This is a genomic window from Streptomyces sp. NPDC096048 (genome assembly GCF_044763415.1).
In the GTDB taxonomy this organism is placed as follows: Bacteria; Actinomycetota; Actinomycetes; order Streptomycetales; family Streptomycetaceae; genus Streptomyces.
The window spans coordinates 150,528-170,549 of record NZ_JBIWGG010000003.1 but is presented as its reverse complement, the minus strand read 5'-3'; the positions used below and the strand labels follow the sequence as shown (position 1 = coordinate 170,549).

Annotated in this window: 17 protein-coding genes; 10 read left to right on the top strand and 7 right to left on the bottom strand. The window is 71.3% G+C overall.

Features of this window, described 5'->3' with window-relative positions; all coding sequences use genetic code 11:
• Nucleotides 1-58: 58 nt before the first annotated feature.
• From ACIQ6R_RS08790 to pgi, 5 genes are all read left to right on the top strand, one after another.
• On the top strand, nucleotides 59-1,270 hold the full coding sequence (locus tag ACIQ6R_RS08790) for a phosphoglycerate kinase (RefSeq protein ID WP_404219807.1): 1,212 nt from the start codon (nucleotides 59-61) through the stop codon (nucleotides 1,268-1,270).
• 5 nt (nucleotides 1,271-1,275) lie between these two features.
• Nucleotides 1,276-2,052 carry a triose-phosphate isomerase gene (tpiA, locus tag ACIQ6R_RS08785; protein ID WP_404219805.1) on the top strand — a complete coding sequence of 259 codons (777 nt, stop codon included), beginning with the start codon at nucleotides 1,276-1,278 and terminating at the stop codon, nucleotides 2,050-2,052.
• A 137-nt stretch (nucleotides 2,053-2,189) separates the two neighbouring features.
• Nucleotides 2,190-2,426, top strand: coding sequence for a preprotein translocase subunit SecG (gene secG, locus ACIQ6R_RS08780; protein WP_079160504.1), 237 nt, complete (start codon nucleotides 2,190-2,192; stop codon nucleotides 2,424-2,426).
• A gap of 205 nt (nucleotides 2,427-2,631) precedes the next feature.
• Nucleotides 2,632-2,967 (top strand): RNA polymerase-binding protein RbpA, encoded by a 336-nt coding sequence (locus ACIQ6R_RS08775; protein ID WP_003976875.1) that lies wholly within the window; start codon nucleotides 2,632-2,634, stop codon nucleotides 2,965-2,967.
• Nucleotides 2,968-3,085: 118 nt separating this feature from the next.
• Nucleotides 3,086-4,762 (top strand): glucose-6-phosphate isomerase, encoded by a 1,677-nt coding sequence (pgi, locus tag ACIQ6R_RS08770; RefSeq protein ID WP_404219803.1) that lies wholly within the window; start codon nucleotides 3,086-3,088, stop codon nucleotides 4,760-4,762.
• Nucleotides 4,763-4,795: 33 nt separating this feature from the next.
• On the opposite strand, the gene ACIQ6R_RS08765 is transcribed toward pgi, so the two are convergent.
• Genes ACIQ6R_RS08765 through ACIQ6R_RS08755 form a run of 3 tightly spaced genes read right to left on the bottom strand, consistent with a single transcriptional unit; the run spans nucleotide 4,796 to nucleotide 8,577 of the window.
• Nucleotides 4,796-7,258 carry an FtsX-like permease family protein gene (locus ACIQ6R_RS08765; protein ID WP_404219801.1) on the bottom strand — a complete coding sequence of 821 codons (2,463 nt, stop codon included), beginning with the start codon at nucleotides 7,256-7,258 and terminating at the stop codon, nucleotides 4,796-4,798.
• Nucleotides 7,259-7,309: 51 nt separating this feature from the next.
• On the bottom strand, nucleotides 7,310-8,065 hold the full coding sequence (locus ACIQ6R_RS08760; protein WP_404173849.1) for an ABC transporter ATP-binding protein: 756 nt from the start codon (nucleotides 8,063-8,065) through the stop codon (nucleotides 7,310-7,312).
• Nucleotides 8,062-8,577, bottom strand: a complete 516-nt coding sequence (locus ACIQ6R_RS08755) for a PadR family transcriptional regulator (RefSeq protein WP_404173846.1) — start codon at nucleotides 8,575-8,577, stop codon at nucleotides 8,062-8,064. The genes ACIQ6R_RS08760 and ACIQ6R_RS08755 overlap by 4 nt, the downstream gene beginning before the upstream one ends.
• Nucleotides 8,578-8,687: 110 nt before the next feature.
• Between ACIQ6R_RS08755 and ACIQ6R_RS08750 the strand changes: the two genes are divergently transcribed.
• From ACIQ6R_RS08750 to ACIQ6R_RS08730, 5 genes are all read left to right on the top strand, one after another.
• A complete protein-coding gene (locus ACIQ6R_RS08750) occupies nucleotides 8,688-9,959 on the top strand; it encodes an ABC transporter substrate-binding protein (protein ID WP_404173843.1) in 1,272 nt (423 codons plus the stop codon).
• 189 nt (nucleotides 9,960-10,148) lie between these two features.
• Entirely contained in the window at nucleotides 10,149-11,771 is a 1,623-nt protein-coding gene (locus tag ACIQ6R_RS08745) for a glycoside hydrolase family 13 protein (protein WP_404219799.1), read from the top strand.
• Between the two features lie 47 nt (nucleotides 11,772-11,818).
• Nucleotides 11,819-13,150 (top strand): ABC transporter substrate-binding protein, encoded by a 1,332-nt coding sequence (locus ACIQ6R_RS08740; RefSeq protein WP_404219797.1) that lies wholly within the window; start codon nucleotides 11,819-11,821, stop codon nucleotides 13,148-13,150.
• A 6-nt stretch (nucleotides 13,151-13,156) separates the two neighbouring features.
• A complete protein-coding gene (locus tag ACIQ6R_RS08735) occupies nucleotides 13,157-14,524 on the top strand; it encodes a carbohydrate ABC transporter permease (protein WP_404219795.1) in 1,368 nt (455 codons plus the stop codon).
• A gap of 10 nt (nucleotides 14,525-14,534) precedes the next feature.
• Nucleotides 14,535-15,374, top strand: coding sequence for a carbohydrate ABC transporter permease (locus tag ACIQ6R_RS08730; protein WP_375924448.1), 840 nt, complete (start codon nucleotides 14,535-14,537; stop codon nucleotides 15,372-15,374).
• Between the two features lie 124 nt (nucleotides 15,375-15,498).
• On the opposite strand, the gene pgl is transcribed toward ACIQ6R_RS08730, so the two are convergent.
• From pgl to tal, 4 genes are read right to left on the bottom strand one after another with little or no spacing between them, the layout of a single operon-like run.
• Nucleotides 15,499-16,281: a 6-phosphogluconolactonase gene (gene pgl, locus ACIQ6R_RS08725; protein WP_404173831.1), complete on the bottom strand. Its 783-nt coding sequence runs from the start codon at nucleotides 16,279-16,281 to the stop codon at nucleotides 15,499-15,501.
• The gene (gene opcA / locus ACIQ6R_RS08720; protein WP_404219793.1) at nucleotides 16,278-17,345 is read right to left on the bottom strand and encodes a glucose-6-phosphate dehydrogenase assembly protein OpcA; all 1,068 of its coding nucleotides are present in this window, start codon (nucleotides 17,343-17,345) and stop codon (nucleotides 16,278-16,280) included. The genes pgl and opcA overlap by 4 nt, the downstream gene beginning before the upstream one ends.
• Entirely contained in the window at nucleotides 17,342-18,865 is a 1,524-nt protein-coding gene (zwf, locus tag ACIQ6R_RS08715; RefSeq protein ID WP_404173825.1) for a glucose-6-phosphate dehydrogenase, read from the bottom strand. Before zwf ends, opcA begins: the two co-directional genes overlap by 4 nt.
• 4 nt (nucleotides 18,866-18,869) lie before the next feature.
• A complete protein-coding gene (gene tal, locus ACIQ6R_RS08710) occupies nucleotides 18,870-19,988 on the bottom strand; it encodes a transaldolase (protein ID WP_404219791.1) in 1,119 nt (372 codons plus the stop codon).
• Nucleotides 19,989-20,022 lie beyond the last annotated feature (34 nt).

Below are 20,022 nucleotides of genomic sequence, written 5' to 3'. Positions count from 1 at the left end.
GTCCGCAGCGACCAGCCCTCGTAGGATCACGAGCGATCACGAGAACCCAGGAGCCCTCTTGAAGACGATCGACGAACTGCTCTCCGAAGGCGTCGCGGGCAAGCGCGTCTTCGTCCGCGCCGACCTCAACGTGCCGCTGGACGGCACCACCATCACCGACGACGGCCGCATCCGCGCCGTGGTGCCCACCGTCAAGGCCCTGGCCGACGCGGGCGCGCGCGTGATCGTCGCCTCGCACCTGGGCCGCCCCAAGGGCGCCCCGGACCCGGCCTTCTCCCTCGCCCCGGCCGCCGCCCGTCTCGGTGAACTGCTCGGCGCCGACGTCGCCTTCGCCGAGGACACGGTCGGAGCCTCCGCCGAGGCCGTCGTGTCCGGCCTCACCGACGGCCAGGTGGCCGTCATCGAGAACCTGCGCTTCAACGCCGGTGAGACCAGCAAGGACGACGCCGAGCGCGCCGCCTTCGCCGACAAGCTGGCCGGCCTCGCGGACGTCTACGTCGGCGACGGCTTCGGCGCCGTGCACCGCAAGCACGCGTCGGTCTACGACCTGCCGAAGAAGCTCCCGCACTACGCCGGCTACCTCATCGCCACCGAGGTCGGCGTCCTGAAGAAGCTCACCGACGACGTCCAGCGCCCGTACGTGGTCGCCCTCGGCGGCGCCAAGGTCTCCGACAAGCTCGCCGTCATCGACCAGCTGCTCGGCAAGGCCGACCGGCTCCTCATCGGCGGCGGCATGGCGTACACCTTCCTCAAGGCCCAGGGCCACGAGGTCGGCATCTCCCTCCTCCAGGAGGACCAGATCCCGACCGTCAAGGAGTACATGGAGCGCGCGGAGAAGAACGGCGTCGAGCTGGTCCTCCCCGTCGACGTCCTGGTCGCGTCCGAGTTCCCGGACCTGAAGACCAAGGCCCCGGCCAACCCCGCCACCGTCGCCGCGGACGCCATCCCGGCCGACCAGGAGGGTCTGGACATCGGTCCCGAGACCCGCAAGCTGTACGCATCGAAGCTCGCCGACGCCGCCACCGTCTTCTGGAACGGCCCCATGGGCGTCTTCGAGCACCCCGACTACGCCGAGGGCACCAAGGCGGTCGCCCAGGCCCTCCTCGACGCCCCGGGCTTCACCGTGGTCGGCGGCGGCGACTCCGCCGCGGCCGTCCGTACGCTCGGCTTCGACGAGAACGCATTCGGCCACATCTCGACCGGCGGCGGCGCCTCCCTCGAATACCTCGAGGGCAAGACGCTCCCCGGCCTCGCCGCACTGGAGGACTGACCTCAATGACCACCCGCACGCCGCTGATGGCGGGCAACTGGAAGATGAACCTCAACCACCTCGAGGCCATCGCCCACGTCCAGAAGCTCGCCTTCGCCCTCGCGGACAAGGACTACGACGCCGTCGAGGTCGCCGTCCTCGTCCCCTTCACCGACCTGCGCTCGGTGCAGACCCTGGTCGAGCACGACAAGCTCAAGATCAAGTACGGCGCCCAGGACGTCTCCGCCCACGACGGCGGCGCCTACACCGGCGAGATCTCCGGCCCGATGCTGGCCAAGCTGCGCTGCACCTATGTCGCGATCGGCCACTCCGAGCGCCGGCAGTACCACGCCGAGACCGACGAGCTGGTCAACGCCAAGGTCAAGGCCGCCTACAAGCACGGCCTGACCCCGATCCTGTGCGTCGGCGAGGAGCTGGACGTGCGCGAGGCGGGCAACCACGTCGCCCACACCCTCGCCCAGGTCGAGGGCGGCCTGAAGGACCTCCCGGCCGAGCAGGCCGAGACCGTCGTGATCGCCTACGAGCCCGTGTGGGCCATCGGCACCGGCAAGGTCTGCGGCGCCGAGGACGCCCAGGAGGTCTGCGCGGCCATCCGCGGCAAGCTCGCCGAGCTGTACTCGCGGGAGCTGGCCGACAAGGTCCGCATCCAGTACGGCGGCTCGGTCAAGTCCGGCAACGTCGCCGAGATCATGTCGCAGGCCGACATCGACGGCGCCCTGGTCGGCGGCGCCTCGCTGGACTCGGACGAGTTCGTCAAGATCGTCCGCTTCCGCGACCAGTAGGCCGGCAGGCCCGCCGTCCGGCAGATCGGCCGGTGAGTATGCCGTAGCGGCGATACGTCGTACCCTTGCGGGGGCATGGTGGCCTGCAGTCACCGTGCCCCCGTCGTTCATCCGAATCCGAGGAAGTTGGTCCAGCCGTGGTTTTGGGGTTCTCGATCGCCCTGATCGTCTTCAGCCTGCTGCTGATGCTGCTGGTGCTGATGCACAAGGGGAAGGGCGGCGGCCTCTCCGACATGTTCGGTGGCGGCATGCAGTCGTCCGTCGGCGGCTCCTCGGTCGCCGAGCGCAACCTCGACCGGATCACCGTGGTGGTCGGTCTGCTGTGGTTCGCGTGCATCATGGTGCTCGGCCTGCTGATGAAGGCGAACAACTGAACAACTGACACACCCCCCACTCGAGCACGTAAAGCCCCATGTTCGGTACGCGCCCCACGGCGCCGCCTATCATGGGGCCTGCGTCTTGTGTGGGGCTTGTAACTCCAATCACTGGACGCGCGTTGGCCCTTACGTAGACTGAGGCGCTCGCAGCGAAGCGAACGCCGACTCGCTTTGCGGCACCATCACGCAGGGAGTTACGACCGTGGCAAGTGGCAACGCGATCCGGGGAAGCCGGGTCGGGGCGGGGCCGATGGGCGAGGCCGAGCGCGGCGAGTCCGCGCCGCGCCTGCGCATCTCCTTCTGGTGCTCCAACGGACACGAGACGCAGCCGAGCTTCGCGAGCGACGCACAGGTCCCCGAGACCTGGGACTGCCCGCGCTGCGGCTTCCCCGCCGGACAGGACCGGGACAATCCACCGGACCCGCCGCGCACCGAGCCCTACAAGACCCACCTCGCCTATGTGCGCGAGCGTCGCAGCGACGCGGACGGGGAGGCGATTCTCGCCGAGGCGCTCGCCAAACTGCGGGGCGAGATCTAGAGCGGCCCCCTTCAGGGCCCCTTCGGTCTTCTTCAGCCGGGTCTTCTCCCGTGCTGATCAATTAGGTTGGAACAGCCGGGACAGCTGGGACACCTAAGGAAGAAGGCTGAAGTCCGACATGAACGCAGACGGCCGTACCAGGCTCAACCAGACGCCCGAATGGGCCGCACTGGCCAAGCACCGCGAAGAACTCGGCGAGGTGCGGCTGCGCGAGCTGTTCGCCGCCGACCCGGGCCGCGGCACCGCCTGCACGCTCCGGGTGGGAGACCTGTACGTCGACCACTCCAAGCACCTCGTCACCGACGAGACCCTGCGGCTGCTGCGCGAGCTGGCCGCCGCCACCGACGTGTTCGGGCTGCGCGACGCCATGTTCCGCGGCGAGAAGATCAACACCACCGAGGACCGGGCGGTGCTGCACACCGCGCTGCGCGCCCCGCGGGACGCGGTGATCGAGGTCGACGGCGAGAACGTCGTGCCCAAGGTGCACGCGGTGCTCGACAAGATGGCCGGCTTCGCCGACCGGATCCGCTCCGGTGAGTGGAAGGGCCACACCGGCAAGCGCGTCAAGAACGTCGTCAACATCGGCATCGGCGGCTCCGACCTGGGCCCCGCCATGGCCTACGAGGCGCTGCGCGCCTTCACCGACCGCGAGCTGACGGTGCGTTTCGTCTCCAACGTCGACGGCGCCGACCTGCACGAGGCCACCCGCGACCTGGACCCGGCCGAGACGCTGTTCGTCATCGCCTCCAAGACCTTCACCACCATCGAGACGGTCACCAACGCGACCTCCGCCCGGACCTGGCTGCTGAGCGCACTCGGTGACGAGAAGGCCGTCGCCCGACACTTCGTCGCCCTGTCGACGAACGCCGAGAAGGTCGCCGGCTTCGGCATCGACACGGCCAACATGTTCGAGTTCTGGGACTGGGTCGGCGGACGCTACTCGTACGACTCGGCGATCGGCCTCTCCCTGATGATCGCCATCGGCCCGGACCGCTTCCGCGAGATGCTCGACGGCTTCCACCTCGTCGACGAACACTTCCGCACCGCCCCCGCGGAGTCCAACGTGCCCCTGCTGATGGGCCTGTTGGGCATCTGGTACGGCAACTTCCACGACGCCCAGTCGCACGCGGTGCTGCCGTACTCGCACTACCTGTCGAAGTTCACCGCGTACCTCCAGCAGTTGGACATGGAGTCCAACGGCAAGTCGGTCGACCGCGACGGGCGCCCCGTGGAGTGGGAGACCGGACCGGTCGTCTGGGGCACGCCCGGCACCAACGGACAGCACGCCTACTACCAGCTGATCCACCAGGGCACCAAGCTCGTCCCGGCGGACTTCATCGGCTTCGCCGAGCCGGTGGCCGAGCTGAGCGACGAGCTGAAGGCCCAGCACGACCTGCTGATGGCCAACTTCTTCGCGCAGACCCAGGCGCTCGCCTTCGGCAAGACGCCGGACGAGGTGCGGGCCGAGGGCGTGCCGGAGGAACTGGTCCCGCACAAGACGTTCCGGGGCAACCACCCGACGACCACGATCCTCGCCCGCGAGCTGACCCCGTCGGTACTCGGCCAGCTCGTCGCCCTCTACGAGCACAAGGTGTTCGTCCAGGGCGCCATCTGGAACATCGACTCCTTCGACCAGTGGGGCGTCGAACTCGGCAAGGTGCTCGCCAAGCGCGTCGAACCCGCCCTCACCGAGACGTTCCCGTCAGCCGCTGCCGCGGCGGGCTCGGTCCCCGGTCTGGACGCCTCCACCAAGGCGCTGGTCGCCGCCTACCGGGAGCTGCGCGGGCGGCAGTGACGGGCGGCGGGCGCGGTGGTCCGGCCGGTCCGGTCAGGCCACCGCGCTCAGGGTGTCCGCGAGGCGGCGCCGGGCCGCCCGTGCCGACGGTACGGCGGCCAGCGCCGCGGCACCGAACACGGCGGTCGCGCCCAGGAGGGCGAGGAAGACGGGGGAGGGGGCCTGGGCGATCCCCGCGCCGATGCCGCTGGAGGCGCCCTGGGCGTCGATCAGCCAGCGCGCGAGCGGCAGCCCGAGAGCGGTGGCGAGAAGCACGGCCGCCAGGGCGGTGCACGCGGTGGCCGTGACGGTGATGCCGGTGATCTGGCGCGGGGACAGGCCGATCGCCTTGAGGGCGAGCAGGTCGCGTTCGCTCTCCCGGACGGTGCCGCCGATGGCGGTGAGCAGTTCGATCAGGCCGATGAGAGCGAGGACGGCGATCAGTCCGAGGACGACTCCACGCAGCGGCGAGAGCCCGTCGGCGGGGTTCGTCACGGAGTGCACGTCGAGCCGTCCGTGCCCGGCCTCGGCGAGCCGCCCGGCGACCTCGCCCGGGTCGGCGCCGGGGCGCAGTCGGAGCTGGTAGAGGGTCGGGCTCAGCCGCGGGTCGTTCTCCCGGAGGGTGTCGAGGGACGTGGAGATGACCCGGCCCCCGTTCTCCGGTTCGATGCTGCGGCCCACGATGTGCAGGATCTGCGGCTGGTCGCCGACGGTCATCCGCACCCAGTCACCGACCCGCACGTCCAGCAGGTCGAGCAGCCCCTGCCCCGCCACCGCCTCGTCCGGTCCGTGCGCGCGGCGGCCCTCGGCCAGGGCGTACGGGTAGGGGTCCTCGCGGGTGCCGAGCCCGCGCAGCGCGATGGTCGCGGTCTGGCCCGGCACCAGGGCGGCCACCTCGACGCCCGGGTAGGCGGCGGCGACCTGCGGGTCGCCGCCCAGCAGGGCACGGGTGCCGCGGTCGCCGAGACCGGCGTCGGCACGGACGGTGAGGGCGGTGGGCAGGCCGAGCTGCTCGGGCCGGCTGTGGAAGCGGTCGATGGTGGTCCACGCGCTCATCGCCACCACGATCAGCAGCAGTGGCAGCGTGAGGCGGGCGACCGTGGCGAGCGAGCGCGGGCGGCGCGTGAACGCCTTGTGCCAGCCGAGGACGAGCGCCGGCGGCACCCGGACCTCGAGTGCGCGTACGTCGGGACGCGGTGCACCGGCGGGCCGCTCTTCGGAACGCCGCTCACCAGGGCGGCCCTGTGCGTCGGGCGCCCGCTCATCGGCCGCGCGTTCGCCGGACGCTCGCCCGCCGCGTCCCTGGACGCCCCGCACCCGCACCGGCACCCGCACCCTGAGCACCCGCAGCCCCAGCGCCCTCCGTGCCGCGTCGGACAGCCGGCTGCCCCGCGCCGCCGCCGGGCGCGGCACCGGAACCGGCGGCACCCGTCCCGCCCGCCAGGCCGCGAGCCCGGTGGTGGCGCCGATGAACAGCACCGCGCCCGCCGGTACGGCGAACAGCGCGACGGTGTGCCCGGGCAGGCCCTGCCACACGCCGACCGCGTCCCCGAGCCGCCCGGGGACGAGGCTGCCGAGGGTCTGCGTGAGCACGGCAGCGGCCACCGCGCCGAGCAGGGCGTAGGCCAGGTGCTGGAGCAGGAAGACCCGGACGACCTGGCCCGGCGTGAAGCCGATCGCCTTCAGGACGGAGATGTCCCGCAGATGGCCGCGGATCCGGGTGCCGATCGCCCCGTGCACCGCGAGCCCGGCGGCGAGCAGCGCGCCGAGACCGAAGAGGCCGAGGACCTGGCCGAGCAGCCGGTTGTCGCCCTGGGCCTCCGCGCGGGCCTGCTGCCAGGTGGAGACCTGCCCGATCGCACCGGCGCCCAGCACGGTCACCGCGCGCTGCACGGCGTAGTCGGTGTCCCCGGGATCCGTCAGCCGCAGCCCGATCACCTGGCCGCCCGGGTCGGGCACCGCGGCCGGCGGCGCCCACACCAGGCCAGGCCGCTCGCCCGGCCGGTAGCGGCGTTCGGGACTGTCGGCGATGCCCAGCACCGTCAGGGTGCGCGCGGTGCCGGGCAGCGTGAGGGTGTCCCCGGGCTGGGCCAGCAGCGCGCGGGCGAGGCGGCTCTCCAGGACCACCCCGTCGGGATCGGCCGGGTCGAGCCAGTGCCCGGCGGTGAGCAGCGGGCGCCCCACGTCGGGCTCGTCGGCGGTGCCGCGCAGCTCGACGGAGGCGCGGGTGCCGCGTACGGCGACGGTGGCGGAGGCGGTGGGGTAGGGGCCGGCGACGGACTGGACGCCGCCCAGGCCGGTCAGCCTGTCGGTGTCGGCCGCGGTGTCGGTGTGCAGCCAGACGTGGGCACCGCGGGCCTGCGTGAAGACGCGCTGCCAGGGGTTGGTCGCGTACCCGAACAGGGCCGTGGCCAGCAGCAGCGAGGCGACGATGCCCGCGGTGGCGAGGACGAGGAACAGCGCCTCGCCCCGGTGCGTGCGCAGATCGGAGTGGGCCCAGCGCAGGGTGGCTCGCACGGGCCTCAGCCCTCCGGTGAGCGGTGCACGCGGTGGTCGTACGCCCGCATGTCAGTCCTTGAGTTCCAGCACGGCGGACGCCCCGGACCGGTGGCGCGGGGGCGTACCGGCGTCCAGTTCGGCGTCGTCGGCTATGCGCCCGTCGAAGAAGCTGATCACCCGGTCCGCGGCGCTCGCGAGCCGGGCGTCGTGGGTGACCAGCAGGATCGTCTGCCCGCGCTGGTGGAAGCGGGTCAGCAGCCGCATCACCTCGCGGGTGCCCTTGCTGTCCAGGCTGCCCGCGGGCTCGTCGGCCAGCAGCAGCGGCGGATGGTTGACCAGCGCCCGGGCGAGCGCCACCCGCTGCTGCTCGCCGCCGGACAGCTCACCGGGCATGCTGCGCTCCTTGCCCGCGAGGCCCAGCTCGGCCAGCAGCTCCTCCCGCTCGGCGCGCGCCCGCTTCGGCGGCAGCCCGGCGAGCAGGGCGGGCAGCTCGACGTTGTCCGCGACGGACAGGTCGGAGACGAGGTTGAAGAACTGGAAGACGATCCCGATGCGCTTCCTGCGCTCGACCGCCCAGCGCGCCTCGCTGTACCGGTCCGTGCACGCGCCGTCCAGCCAGAGGCTGCCGGCGTCCGGCCGCTGGAGCCCGCCGAGCAGATGCAGCAGCGTCGACTTCCCGGCGCCGGACGGACCGGTGATCGCCACGAACTCGCCCCGCCGCACGGACAGGCCGACCCCGCGCACGGCGTGCGCCGGGGCGCCCTCGCCGTGATGCGTCTTGACCAGCCCCTCGGCGCGCAGCAGGGGAGCCTCGTCCGCGCTCACTCCAGCTCCTCCAGCTCTTCCTGACACCGTTCCAGCCAGTCGAGGTCGGCCTGCAGGTGCAGCATCGCGCCCTCGATGAGGAGGTGGGCGACGCGGTTGTCACGGTCTTCGGCGGCGGCCAGCTTCGACAACTGGCGCATCGTGTTCAGATACTGCCGCCGCTGTTTGTTGATGAGGGCGACCTGGTCGGCGAGCCCCGTCTGCGGAGCCAGGGCGAGCTTCATGAAGAACTCGTCCCGCACCCGCGGCTCGTCCGCCGTCTCCTCGTACCAGGCCCGCAGCTCGTCGCGCCCGGCTTCGGTGAGGTGGTAGACCTTCTTGTTGGGCCGGCTCGACTGCGCGATGTCCTCGCCCTCGATCAGTCCCGTCTTCTCGAGGCGGCCGAGGGTGACGTAGATCTGGCCGACGTTCGGCTGAGGGTACGCGGAGCCCAGCAGTTGCTCAAGGTCCTGCTTCAGCTCGTAGCCGTGGGCCGGTCCGCGGGCCAGAAGGGCCAGAAGGTGCAGGCGCACTCAGCCGTCCTTCCCTTCTGGTCACATGTGCTCCAGGCCCTAGTATCGCGCATACCTAACAGGTATACATGGCCCCTGACCGGTGTACGAGGGTGTACAGGGAGGAACCTATGCGGTGGATCCACGCCGCCGGTAGGGGCCTTCTCGTCCTCGTCGTGCTCCTGACCGGGTACGTCGCCTCGGGCGCCCGCGCCGACGTGGGCGTCGAGAGCGGGCGCGGACCGCTCACCCTGGCCACCGCCGGTGACCTCACCGGCTATCTCGGCCCGCTGCTGGAGGGCTGGAACCGCGACCATCCCGGCGAGCGGGTCACCCTCGTCGAACTTCCCGACTCCGCCGACGAGACCCGCGCGCAGATGGCCACCGACCTGCGCGACGGCGACCGGCACCGCTTCGACGTCCTCAACATCGACGTCAACTGGACCTCCGAGTTCGCCGCCGCGGGCTGGATACGCCCGCTGCCCCGCGACCGCTTCCCGCTCGGCACCTTCCTGCCGCCGGTCGTCGACACCGCGACCTACGACGGGCGGCTGTACGCCGTCCCGTACGTCACCAACGCGGGCCTCCTCCTCTACCGCAAGGACGTCCTCGCCGAGGAGGGCGTCCCGCCGCCGCGCACCTGGGCGGAGCTGGAGCGGTACGCCGAGACCCTGGCCCCGAAGCACGGTCTCGACGGCTACGCGGGCCAGTTCCTCCCCTACGAGGGCCTCACCGTCAACGTCGCCGAGGCCGTCTACTCGGCCGGCGGCAGCATCCTCGGCGACGAGGGCGAACGCGTCACCGTGGACTCGGCGGCGGCCCGCGAGGGCATCGGATTCCTGGCGCGCGGGGTGCGCGAGGGCTGGATCCCGAAGGACGCGCTGACCTACAAGGAGGAGGAGTCCAAGCAGGCCTTCCAGGACGGCCGCCTGCTCTTCCTGCGCAACTGGCCCTACGCCTACGTCGGCGCCTCCGCCGAGGACTCCAAGATCGCCGGAAAGGTGGGCGCCGTACCGCTGCCCGGACCCGGCGGTCCCGGTACGAGCGTCCTCGGCGGCTCCAACCTGGCCGTCGGCACCCATGCCCGGCACCCCGACTCGGCCGCGCGCCTCATCGCGTACCTCACCAGCGAGCGCGTCCAGCGCCAGGTCCTCACCCGCGGCGCGCTGCCGCCCGTACGGGCCGATCTCTACGAGGACCCCCGGCTCGTCGAGGCGTTCCCGTACCTGCCGACTCTGCGCGAGAGTGTGCTCGCCGCCGCACCGCGCCCCAAGAGCCCGCGCTACGACCAGGTCAGCCTGGCCGTGCAGGCGGTCGTGCGCGACGCGATGACCGGGCGGCAGACGCCCGAGGCGGCGGTGCGCCGGCTGGCGCGCGAGCTGGCCGCGATCTCGCAGCGCTGATTCCGCACTCCTCCCTAGTTACGTGTTAGGTAACGCGGGCGTCTCATCTCGCCTCCCAGTGCGGTGAAAAGTCAGCATTTAAGGCCCCAACCCCTCAGTAGCTTCCGTTCTGTTCGTTGACATCTCCGCGACACGGCTACCTAACATGCATGCATAACAACGGCGGCTCTCGACAGACAGGTCTACGGGGTGAACAGGCACCACTGGTGGCGTGACGCGGTGATCTACCAGGTCTACGTCCGCAGCTTCCTCGACAGCACCGGCGACGGTGTCGGCGATCTCGCCGGCGTCCGTGCCGGACTGCCGTATCTGCGCAAGCTCGGCGTGGACGGGATCTGGCTGAGCCCCTTCTACCCCTCGCCCCAGCACGACCACGGCTACGACGTCGCCGACTACCGAGGCGTCGACCCGATCTTCGGCGACCTCGACGAGTTCGACGCGCTGGTCACGGCGGCCCGGCGCCTCGGCATCCGGCTGCTGCTGGACATCGTCCCCAACCACTGCTCCAGCGAGCACCCGTGGTTCCGCGAGGCCCTCGCCGCCGAGCCCGGCAGCCCGGCCCGCGCCCGCTTCCACTTCGCCGACGGCCGTGGTCCGCACGGCGACGAACCGCCCAACAACTGGCACGCCATGTTCGGCGGCCCCGCCTGGACCCGCGTGACCGAGGCCGACGGCCGCCCCGGCCAGTGGTATCTGCACATGTTCACGCCCGAGCAGCCGGACTGGAACTGGCGCACCCCCGAGGTCGCCGCCGAGTTCGACCGGATACTCCGCTTCTGGCTCGACCGGGGCGTCGACGGCTTCCGCATCGACGTGGCCGCCGGCCTCTTCAAGCACCCGGACCTGCCCGACTCGCCGGACCCGGAGGCCGACGCCCGCACCCGCGACTCGGTCAACCCGCTCGCCTGGAACCAGCCCGAGGTGCACGACGTGTGGCGGCAGTGGCGCGCGGTGTGCGAGGAGTACGCCGACCGCGACGGCCGCGAACGCCTCCTCGTCGGCGAGGTGTCGGTCCCCAGCGCCCGCGAACACGCGCGTTACGTCCGCCCCGACGAGCTCCACCAGGCCTTCTTCTTCGACCTCCTCGGCGCCCCCTGGGACCCCGACGCCTTCCGCAAGGTCATCTCCGAGGCCATGCAGGACATCGCCGGGACCGGCTCCACGGTCACCTGGGTCCTCAACAACCACGACCAGGTCCGCACCGTCACCCGCTACGGCGAGCCCGCCACCGACGGCAGCGGCCTCGGCACCGCCCGCGCCCGCGCCGCCGCGCTGCTGATGCTGGCGCTGCCGGGTGCCGCGTACATCTACCAGGGCGAGGAACTGGGCCTTCCCGAGGTCGTCGACCTGCCCGACGACGTGCTCACCGACCCGATCTTCCACCGCACCGGCAGCCGCGCCCGCATCCGCGACGGCTGCCGGGTGCCGCTGCCCTGGTCGGGTCAGGCCTCCCCGTTCGGCTTCACCTCCGGTGACGGGAGCGCCAAGCCCTGGCTGCCGCAGCCGGAGTACTTCGCCGAGTACGCCACCGACCGCGCCCTCGCCGACACCCGCTCCTTCTGGCACCTCTACCGCGACGGCCTCCAGCTCCGGGGCGACCTGCCCCAGCTGGGCGAGGGCACCCTGCGCTGGCTCGACACCCCGCCCGGCGTCCTGGCCTTCGTCCGCGGCGACGGCCTGGTCTGTGCCGTCAACTTCGGCACCGCCCCCACCCCGGCGCCGGTCCCCGGCACCCCGCTGCTCACCAGCGGACCCTGCCCACCCGGCGTCCTGCCCGGCTCCACCGCCGCCTGGTGGATCGCCGACCTCTGACCTGCGACGCGACCTCTGCCTGCCCGATCCTCGAAGGGACATCGACGATGATGCGACGACGTACCACCCTGCTCACCGGCTGCACCGCCCTCGTACTCGCCCTCGGCGCCACCGCGTGCGGCGGCGGCGGCGGACCCGTCACGGCCGGCGGCGGTGACAAGGCGCTCGGCGGACAGTCCGTCACCGTGGCCGGCGTCTGGTCCGGCACCGAGCAGGAGAACTTCCAGAAGGTGCTGGACGCCTTCACCGAGAAGACCGGCGCCAAGACCTCCTTCGTCTCCACCGGCGACAACGTCTCCACCGTCGTCGGCAGCAAGATCGAGGGCGGCAACGCCCCCGACGTCGTGATGGTCCCGCAGGTGGGCGTGCTCGAGCAGTTCGCCGGCAAGGGCTGGCTGAAGCCGCTGTCCAAGACGGCCCAGCAGTCCGTGGACGCCAACTTCGCGAATGTCTGGAAGTCGTACGGCAGCGTCGACGGCGCCCTCTACGGGCTGTACTTCAAGGCCGCCCACAAGTCGACCGTCTGGTACAGCCCCGACGCCCTGAACCAGGCCGGGGTCGAGCCGCCGAAGACGTACGACGAGATGCTGAAGGCCGGGCAGACCGTCTCCGACTCCGGGCTCGCCGCCTTCTCGGTCGCCGGACAGGACGGCTGGACGCTCACGGACTGGTTCGAGAACATCTACCTCTCCCAGGCCGGCCCCGAGAAGTACGACGCCCTCGCCGCCCACGAACTGAAGTGGACCGACGCGAGCGTGGTCGAGGCGCTCACCACCCTCGGCAAGCTCTTCAAGGACAAGCAGCTCATCGAGGGCGGCCAGAAGGGCGCCCTGAACACCGACTTCCCGGGCTCGGTGGAGAAGGTCTTCGGCCCCGAGCCCGAGGCCGGCATGGTCTACGAGGGCGACTTCGTCGCCGGGGTCGCCAAGGACCAGTTCGGCAAGGAGATCGGCAAGGACGCGAACTTCTTCCCGTTCCCCGCGGTCGCGGGCGGTGAGGCGCCCGTGGTCAGCGGCGGCGACGCGGCCGTCGTCCTGAAGGACGGCAAGAACTCCGAGGCCGGCATGGCGCTCCTGGAGTACCTCGCCACCCCCGAGGCCGCGGCCGTGTGGGCCGAGGCGGGCGGCTTCCTCTCCCCGAACAAGAAGCTCGACCTCGCCTCCTACGGGAACGACGTCGGCCGGGCCACCGCCAAGTCCCTCGTGGACGCCGGCGACTCGGTCCGCTTCGACATGTCCGACCAGGCACCGGCGGCCTTCGGCGGCACCAAGGGCACGGGCGAGTGGAAGATCCTCCAGGACTTCCTGCGCGACCCGTCCGACCCGAAGGCGACCGCCGCGCAGCTGGAAGCCGCGGCGGCCAAGGCCTACAAGGGCTGACCGGTCATGACCACGACCCTGGTGAAAGAGGCGAGCCCGCCCACCGCCCCCGGCCCGGCGCCCGTACGGCGCCCCCGGCGGCGCCGGGCGGCCGTCGCCCTGCTCTTCGTCCTGCCCGCACTGCTCCTGCTGGGCGCACTCGTCGTCTACCCCGTGCTGTTCTCCGTCGGGCGCAGCCTCTTCGACGCCTCGGGCACGCGTTTCGTGGGCGGCGACAACTACACCGAGATGTTCAGCGACCCGGCCACCCTCAAGGCCGTACGCAACACGGCCATCTGGGTCGTGATCGCCCCCACCCTGCTGACCGGCCTCGGCCTGATCCTCGCCGTGCTGGTCGAGAAGGTCCGCTGGGCCACCGCCTTCAAACTGCTCCTCTTCATGCCGATGGCGGTGTCCTTCCTGGCCGCCGGCATCATCTTCCGGCTCGCCTACGACCACGACCCGGACAAGGGCGTCCTCAACGCCGCCGTGACCGGCGTGCACGACGCCTTCGCCGGTACGTCGACCTATCCGGGCGCGCGCGCCCGCGAGGGACAGGACGGCGGCGGTCTGGTCAAGGCGGCGGACGGTTCGTACCGGACGAGTACGGACGTGTCCCCGGGCGACACGGTGGCGCTCGGCCTGGTCGGGGTGGGGCCCGACGACCTGCCGTCCGGCACGGAGCCCGCGTACGGCGCGGCGGGGCGCGAGGCGGCCGCCGGTGAGGTGAGCGGTGTCGTGTACCTGGACTTCACGCCCGGCGGGGGAGGGGAGCGGGGCAGGGTGGACCGGCGCGAGAGCGGGCTGCCCGAGATGACGGTCGAGGCCGTGCGCGACGGCCGTACGGTCGCCACCACGACCACCGCGGCCGACGGCTCCTTCCGTTTCGAGGACCTGGCCGAGGGCTCGTACGCCGTCGAGCTGCCCGCGTCGAACTTCGCCCCGCCCTACGAGGGCGTCTCCTGGCTAGGCCCCGCGCTGGTCACGCCCGCGATCATCGGCGCGTACCTGTGGATCTGGACCGGGTTCGCGATGGTCCTGATCGGCGCCGGCCTGTCGTCGCTGCCGCGTGACGCCTTGGAGGCGGCGCGGATGGACGGCGCCAACGAATGGCAGATCTTCCGGCGGATCACCGTCCCGCTGCTGGCACCGGTGCTGACGGTCGTCTTCATCACCCTCGTGATCAACGTGATGAAGGTCTTCGACCTCGTCTACATCATCGCGCCCGGACCCGTGCAGGAGGACGCGACGGTGCTCGCGACGCAGATGTGGCTCGTGTCGTTCGGCGGCGGCAACAACCAAGGGCTCGGCAGCGCGCTGGGCGTACTGCTCCTGCTGCTCGTCGTCCCGGCCATGGTCTTCAACGTCCGCCGCTTCAAGAGGAGTCAGCGATGAGGAGTCAGCGATGAACGCCGTGCGGCGGTATCTGGGCAACGGGGTCGTGCAGGCCTTCCTCGTGCTCATCGGCCTGGTGTGGATGACGCCGCTGGCCGGGCTGTTCCTGTCCTCGCTGCGGTCGGCCGAGGACACGGCGAAGGGCGGCTGGTGGACGGCGCTGGCCAGCCCCGGGCAGCTGTCCCTCGACAACTACTCCGCGCTGCTCGGCAACTCGGGCATCACCCAGGCCTTCTGGAACACGGTGCTCATCTCCGTGCCGACGACCGTGCTCGTCGTGGTCGTCGGCGCGCTCGCCGGGTACGCCTTCGCGTGGCTGGACTTCCCGGGGCGCGAGGCGATCTTCCTGCTGGTCGTGGCGCTGCTGGTGGTGCCCGTGCAGATCGGGCTGCTGCCGGTCGCCAAACTCTTCGGCCAGCTGGGGCTGTTCGGGACCATCCCGGGTGTCGTGCTGTTCCATGTGGCGTACGGGCTGCCGTTCGCGGTGTTCCTGCTGCGGAACTACTTCGCGGAGATGCCCAAGGAGATGCTGGAGGCCGCACGGATGGACGGCGGCAACGAGTGGCGGATCTTCACGCGGCTGGTGCTGCCGGTGGGGAAGCCGGCCATCGCCAGCCTCGCCATCTTCCAGTTCCTGTGGGTGTGGAACGACATGCTGGTGGCGCTGTTGTTCGCGGACAGCTCGTCACAGCCGCTGACCGTGGAACTCCAGTCGCAAATCCGGCAGTTCGGCAGCAACATCGACGTGCTGGCGCCGGGGGCGTTCCTGTCGCTGGTGGTGCCGGTGGTGGTGTTCTTCGCGTTCCAGCGGCACTTCGTGCAAGGAGTCATGGCGGGGTCGGTGAAGTGACGGTGGGCGGGGCGGGGAGGGATTTCGCCCCCGCCGCCCCTTCCCGTTCCCGTCCCGGGGGCTGCGCCCCCAGACCCCCGCTTCCGGCCTTGACGGCCTCGTCCTCGAACGCCGGGCGGGCTGGTCAGGCCGACGCCGGTGGGTAGAGGGACCTCGGTAGTCGCGAAGCCGCCGTCGTGTCCAGGAGCCACAGGGTGCGGGCGCGGCCCTGCGCCCCGGCCGCCGGGGCCTGGATCTCGCCCGCGCCCGACAGGGCCATCGCGACCGCGTTCGCCTTGTCCTCGCCGGCCGCGAGCAGCCATACCTCGCGGGCCGTGCGGATGGCCGGGAGGGTCAGGGAGACGCGGGTGGGCGGCGGCTTGGGGGAGCCGTGGACGCCGATCACCGTGCGCTCGGTCTCCCGTACGCCCGGATGCTCCGGGAAGAGCGACGCCACGTGCGTGTCCGGGCCCACGCCCAGCAGCAGGACGTCGAAGGACGGCACCGCGGCGTGGTTCTCGGGAACGGACGCCTCGGCCAGCTCCCGCGCGTACGCCGCCGCGGCGGCCTCCACGTCCGAGCCGTGCGGCCCGTCGGACGCCGGCATCGCGTGCACCCGCTGCGGGTCCAGCGGCACCGAGTCGAGCAGCGCCTCCCGTGCCTGGGTGACGTTGCGCTCCGGGTCCCCCTCCGGGAGGTAGCGCTCGTCGCCCCACCACAGGTCGAGGCGGGCCCAGTCGACGGCGTCCCGGGCCGGGGACCCGGCGATCGCGGCCAGCAGGCCGTTGCCGTTGCGGCCGCCGGTCAGGACCACGGACGCGCTGCCCCGGGAGGCCTGCGCGTCCACGATCTTCGTGATCAGCCGGGCCGCCGCGGCCTCGGCCATCAGCTCCTTGTCTCGGTGCACGACCAGCTGGGGAGTGCTCACTTCGCCGCCGCCTTCCTCACCGGGGTCTTCTCCCGCGCCGCGTCCTTCGCGGGAGCCTTCGCGGCCGTCTCGACGGGAGCGGCCACCGCGACGGCCCCGTCGCCGGAGCCCCCTTTGCCCGGGGCGTCCGGCTCGTCCGGCGCGTTCAGCCGGTGCACCCCGTACCGCAGCGCCGAGGCATAGGTGTCGTCCGGGTCGAGGCGCCGCAGCTCCTCGGCGATCAGCTCGGCCGTCTCGCGGCGCTTGAGCGCCACCGCGCGGGCCGGCTGGCCCTGGATGGACAGGTTCGCCAGCGAGCCGTCGGCCCGGTCCAGGACGACCGGGCCGCAGTCGGTGTCCATCCGGACCGCCGTCAGACCCGGACCGTTCGACGCGGAGCGCTGCACCGGGACGTCAAGCCGGTCCGCGAGCCACATCGCGAGCAGTTCGCAGCTCGGGTTGTACTCCTCGCCCTCCACCTCGACCGACCGCACCTTGCAGTCGACCTGGTCCAGGGCCGCCGCCAGCATCGAACGCCACGGCGTGATCCGGGTCCAGGACAGGTCGGTGTCGCCCGGCGCGTAGGCGTCGGCGCGGGCGGCCAGTTCCCGTACCGGCTCCTCGCAGGCGTAGGTGTCGGTGACCCGGCGCTGGGCCAGCGCGCCCAGCGGGTCCCCGGCCGGGTCCAGCGGCGCGTTCACCGGCCACCACACCACGACCGGCGCGTCCGGCAGCAGCAGCGGCAGGACCACCGACTGGGCGTGGTCGACGACGTCGCCGTACAGGCGCAGCACGATCGTCTCCCCGGTGCCCGCGTCGGCGCCGAGCCGTACCTCGGCGTCCAGCCGGGACTTCGTACGGTCCCGGGGCGAACGCGAGACGCGCTTGATGACGACGAGCGTGCGCGAGGGGTGCTCGTGCGCGGCGTCGCTCGCGGCCTTCAGCGCGTCGTAGGCGTTCTCCTCGTCGGTGACGATGACCAGCGTGAGCACCATGCCGATGGCCGGGGTGCCGATCGCCCGGCGGCCCAGCACCAGCGCCTTGTTGATCTTGCTGGCCGTGGTGTCCGTGAGGTCTGTCTTCATGGGCGGCGCCAGCTCCGTCCGTCTCGTTCGAGCATGTGGTCCGCCTCGACGGGCCCCCAGGTGCCCGCCGGGTACTGGGCCGGAGCGCCGTGCTCGTCCCAGTACTCCTCGATCGGGTCGAGGATCTTCCAGGACAGCTCGACCTCCTCGGTGCGCGGGAAGAGGTTGGCGTCGCCGAGCAGGACGTCCAGGATGAGGCGCTCGTACGCCTCCGGGCTGGACTCCGTGAAGGACTCGCCGTACGCGAAGTCCATGGACACGTCCCGGATCTCCATCGACGTGCCCGGAACCTTGGAGCCGAAGCGGACGGTGACGCCCTCGTCGGGCTGGACCCGGATGACGATCGCGTTCGAGCCGAGTTCCTCGGTGGCCGTGGAGTCGAAGGGGGAGTGCGGGGCGCGCTGGAAGACGACCGCGATCTCGGTGACCCGGCGGCCGAGCCGCTTGCCGGTGCGCAGGTAGAAGGGGACGCCCGCCCAGCGGCGGTTGTCGATGCCGACCTTGATCGCGGCGTAGGTGTCCGTCTTCGACTTCGGGTCGATGCCGTCCTCTTCGAGGTAGCCGACGGCCTTCGCGCCGCCCTGCCACCCCGCCGCGTACTGGGCGTGCACGGTGTCCCGGCCCAGGTCCTTGGGGAGCCGGACCGCGCCGAGCACCTTGGTCTTCTCGGCGGCCAGCGCGTCCGCGTCGAAGGAGGCGGGCTCCTCCATCGCGGTCAGCGCGAGCAGTTGGAGGAGGTGGTTCTGGATGACGTCACGGGCGGCGCCGATGCCGTCGTAGTAGCCGGCCCGGCCGCCGATGCCGATGTCCTCGGCCATCGTGATCTGCACGTGGTCGACGTAGGACCGGTTCCAGATCGGCTCGAACATCTGGTTGGCGAAACGCAGCGCCAGGATGTTCTGGACGGTCTCCTTGCCCAGGTAGTGGTCGATGCGGAAGACCTGGTCCGGGGCGAAGACCTCGTGGACGATCCCGTTGAGCTCCTCGGCCGACTTCAGGTCATGGCCGAACGGCTTCTCGATCACCGCGCGGCGCCAGGAGCCGCTCGACTGGTCGGCCAGCTGGTGCTTCTTCAGCTGCTGGATGACCACGGGGAAGGACTTGGGCGGCACCGAGAGGTAGAAGGCGAAGTTGCCGCCCGTGCCCTGCGCCTTGTCCAGCTCGTCGATGGTGCCGCGCAGCCGCTCGAACGCCTCGTCGTCGTCGAAGGTGCCCTGGACGAAGCGCATGCCCTGGCTGAGCTGCTGCCAGACCTCCTCACGGAAGGGGGTTCGCGAGTGTTCCTTGACGGCATCGTGCACGACCTGGGCGAAGTCCTCGTGTTCCCAGTCGCGGCGGGCGAAACCGACGAGCGAGAAGCCCGGCGGCAGCAGACCCCGGTTGGCGAGGTCGTACACGGCGGGCATGAGCTTCTTGCGGGAGAGGTCGCCGGTGACGCCGAAAATGACCAGACCCGACGGCCCCGCGATACGCGGGAGCCGTCGGTCTGCGGGGTCACGCAGCGGATTGCTGCTTGACAATGTCCTAGCCCTCCGAGGGGGCGAGGCGCTTCAGCTCCGCCTCGGTCGACTTCAGCAGGTCGTTCCAGGAGTCCTCGAACTTGTCGACGCCCTCCTTCTCCAGCAGCTGGACCACCTCGTCGTAGCCGATCCCGAGCTTCTCGACCGCGTCGAGGTCGGCTCGGGCCTGCTCGTAGGTGCCGGCGACGGTGTTGCCGGTGATCTCGCCGTGGTCCTCGGTGGCGAACAGGGTCGCCTCCGGCATGGTGTTCACCGTGTTGGGCGCGACCAGGTCGGTGACGTACATGGTGTCGCTGTACGCCTTGTCCTTCACGCCGGTCGACGCCCACAGCGGACGCTGCTTGTTGGCACCGGCCTTCTCCAGGGCGTTCCAGCGGTCGGAGGAGAAGATCTCCTCGTACGCCTGGTAGGCGAGCCGGGCGTTGGCGACGGCGGCCTTACCGCGCAGCGCCTTGGCCTCGTCGGTGCCGAGCGCGTCGATCCGCTTGTCGATCTCGGTGTCCACGCGGGACACGAAGAAGGACGCCACGGAGTGGATCTGCGAGAGGTCCAGGCCGCGTTCCTTGGCCTTCTCCAGGCCGGTGAGGAAGGCGTCCATGACCAGGCGGTAGCGCTCCAGCGAGAAGATCAGCGTGACGTTGACGCTGATGCCCAGACCGATCGTCTCGGCGATCGCCGGGATACCGGCCTCGGTCGCCGGGATCTTGATCAGCGTGTTGGGCCGGTCCACCAGCCAGGCGAGCTGCTTGGCCTCGGCGACCGTCGCCTTGGTGTTGTGCGCGAGGCGCGGGTCGACCTCGATGGAGACCCGGCCGTCCTTGCCGCCGGTGGCGTCGAAGACGGGGCGCAGGATGTCGGCGGCGTCGCGGACGTCCGCCGTGGTGATCATGCGGATGGCCTCTTCGACCGTGACCTTGCGGAAGGCGAGGTCGGAGAGCTGCTGGTCGTAGCCGTCGCCCTGGGAGATCGCCTTCTGGAAGATCGACGGGTTGGTGGTGACGCCCACGACGTGCTGCTGGTCGATCAGCTCGGCGAGGTTGCCGGACGTGATCCGCTTGCGCGACAGGTCGTCCAGCCAGATCGCGACGCCTTCATCGGAGAGGCGCTTGAGTGCGTCTGTCATGGAAAATGCATCTCCTACGTGTCGTGTGTCAGCG

Bases quoted from the DNA above. Each gene is read 5' to 3' on its own strand.
- tpiA (WP_404219805.1), top strand. From the start codon at position 1,276: ATGACCACCCGCACGCCGCTGATGGCGGGCAACTGGAAGATGAACCTC.
- pgi (WP_404219803.1), top strand. From the start codon at position 3,086: ATGAACGCAGACGGCCGTACCAGGCTCAACCAGACGCCCGAATGGGCC.
- ACIQ6R_RS08750 (WP_404173843.1), top strand. From the start codon at position 8,688: ATGCGGTGGATCCACGCCGCCGGTAGGGGCCTTCTCGTCCTCGTCGTG.
- ACIQ6R_RS08740 (WP_404219797.1), top strand. From the start codon at position 11,819: ATGATGCGACGACGTACCACCCTGCTCACCGGCTGCACCGCCCTCGTA.
- ACIQ6R_RS08735 (WP_404219795.1), top strand. From the start codon at position 13,157: ATGACCACGACCCTGGTGAAAGAGGCGAGCCCGCCCACCGCCCCCGGC.
- ACIQ6R_RS08730 (WP_375924448.1), top strand. From the start codon at position 14,535: ATGAACGCCGTGCGGCGGTATCTGGGCAACGGGGTCGTGCAGGCCTTC.
- opcA (WP_404219793.1), bottom strand. From the start codon at position 17,345: ATGAAGACAGACCTCACGGACACCACGGCCAGCAAGATCAACAAGGCG.
- tal (WP_404219791.1), bottom strand. From the start codon at position 19,988: ATGACAGACGCACTCAAGCGCCTCTCCGATGAAGGCGTCGCGATCTGG.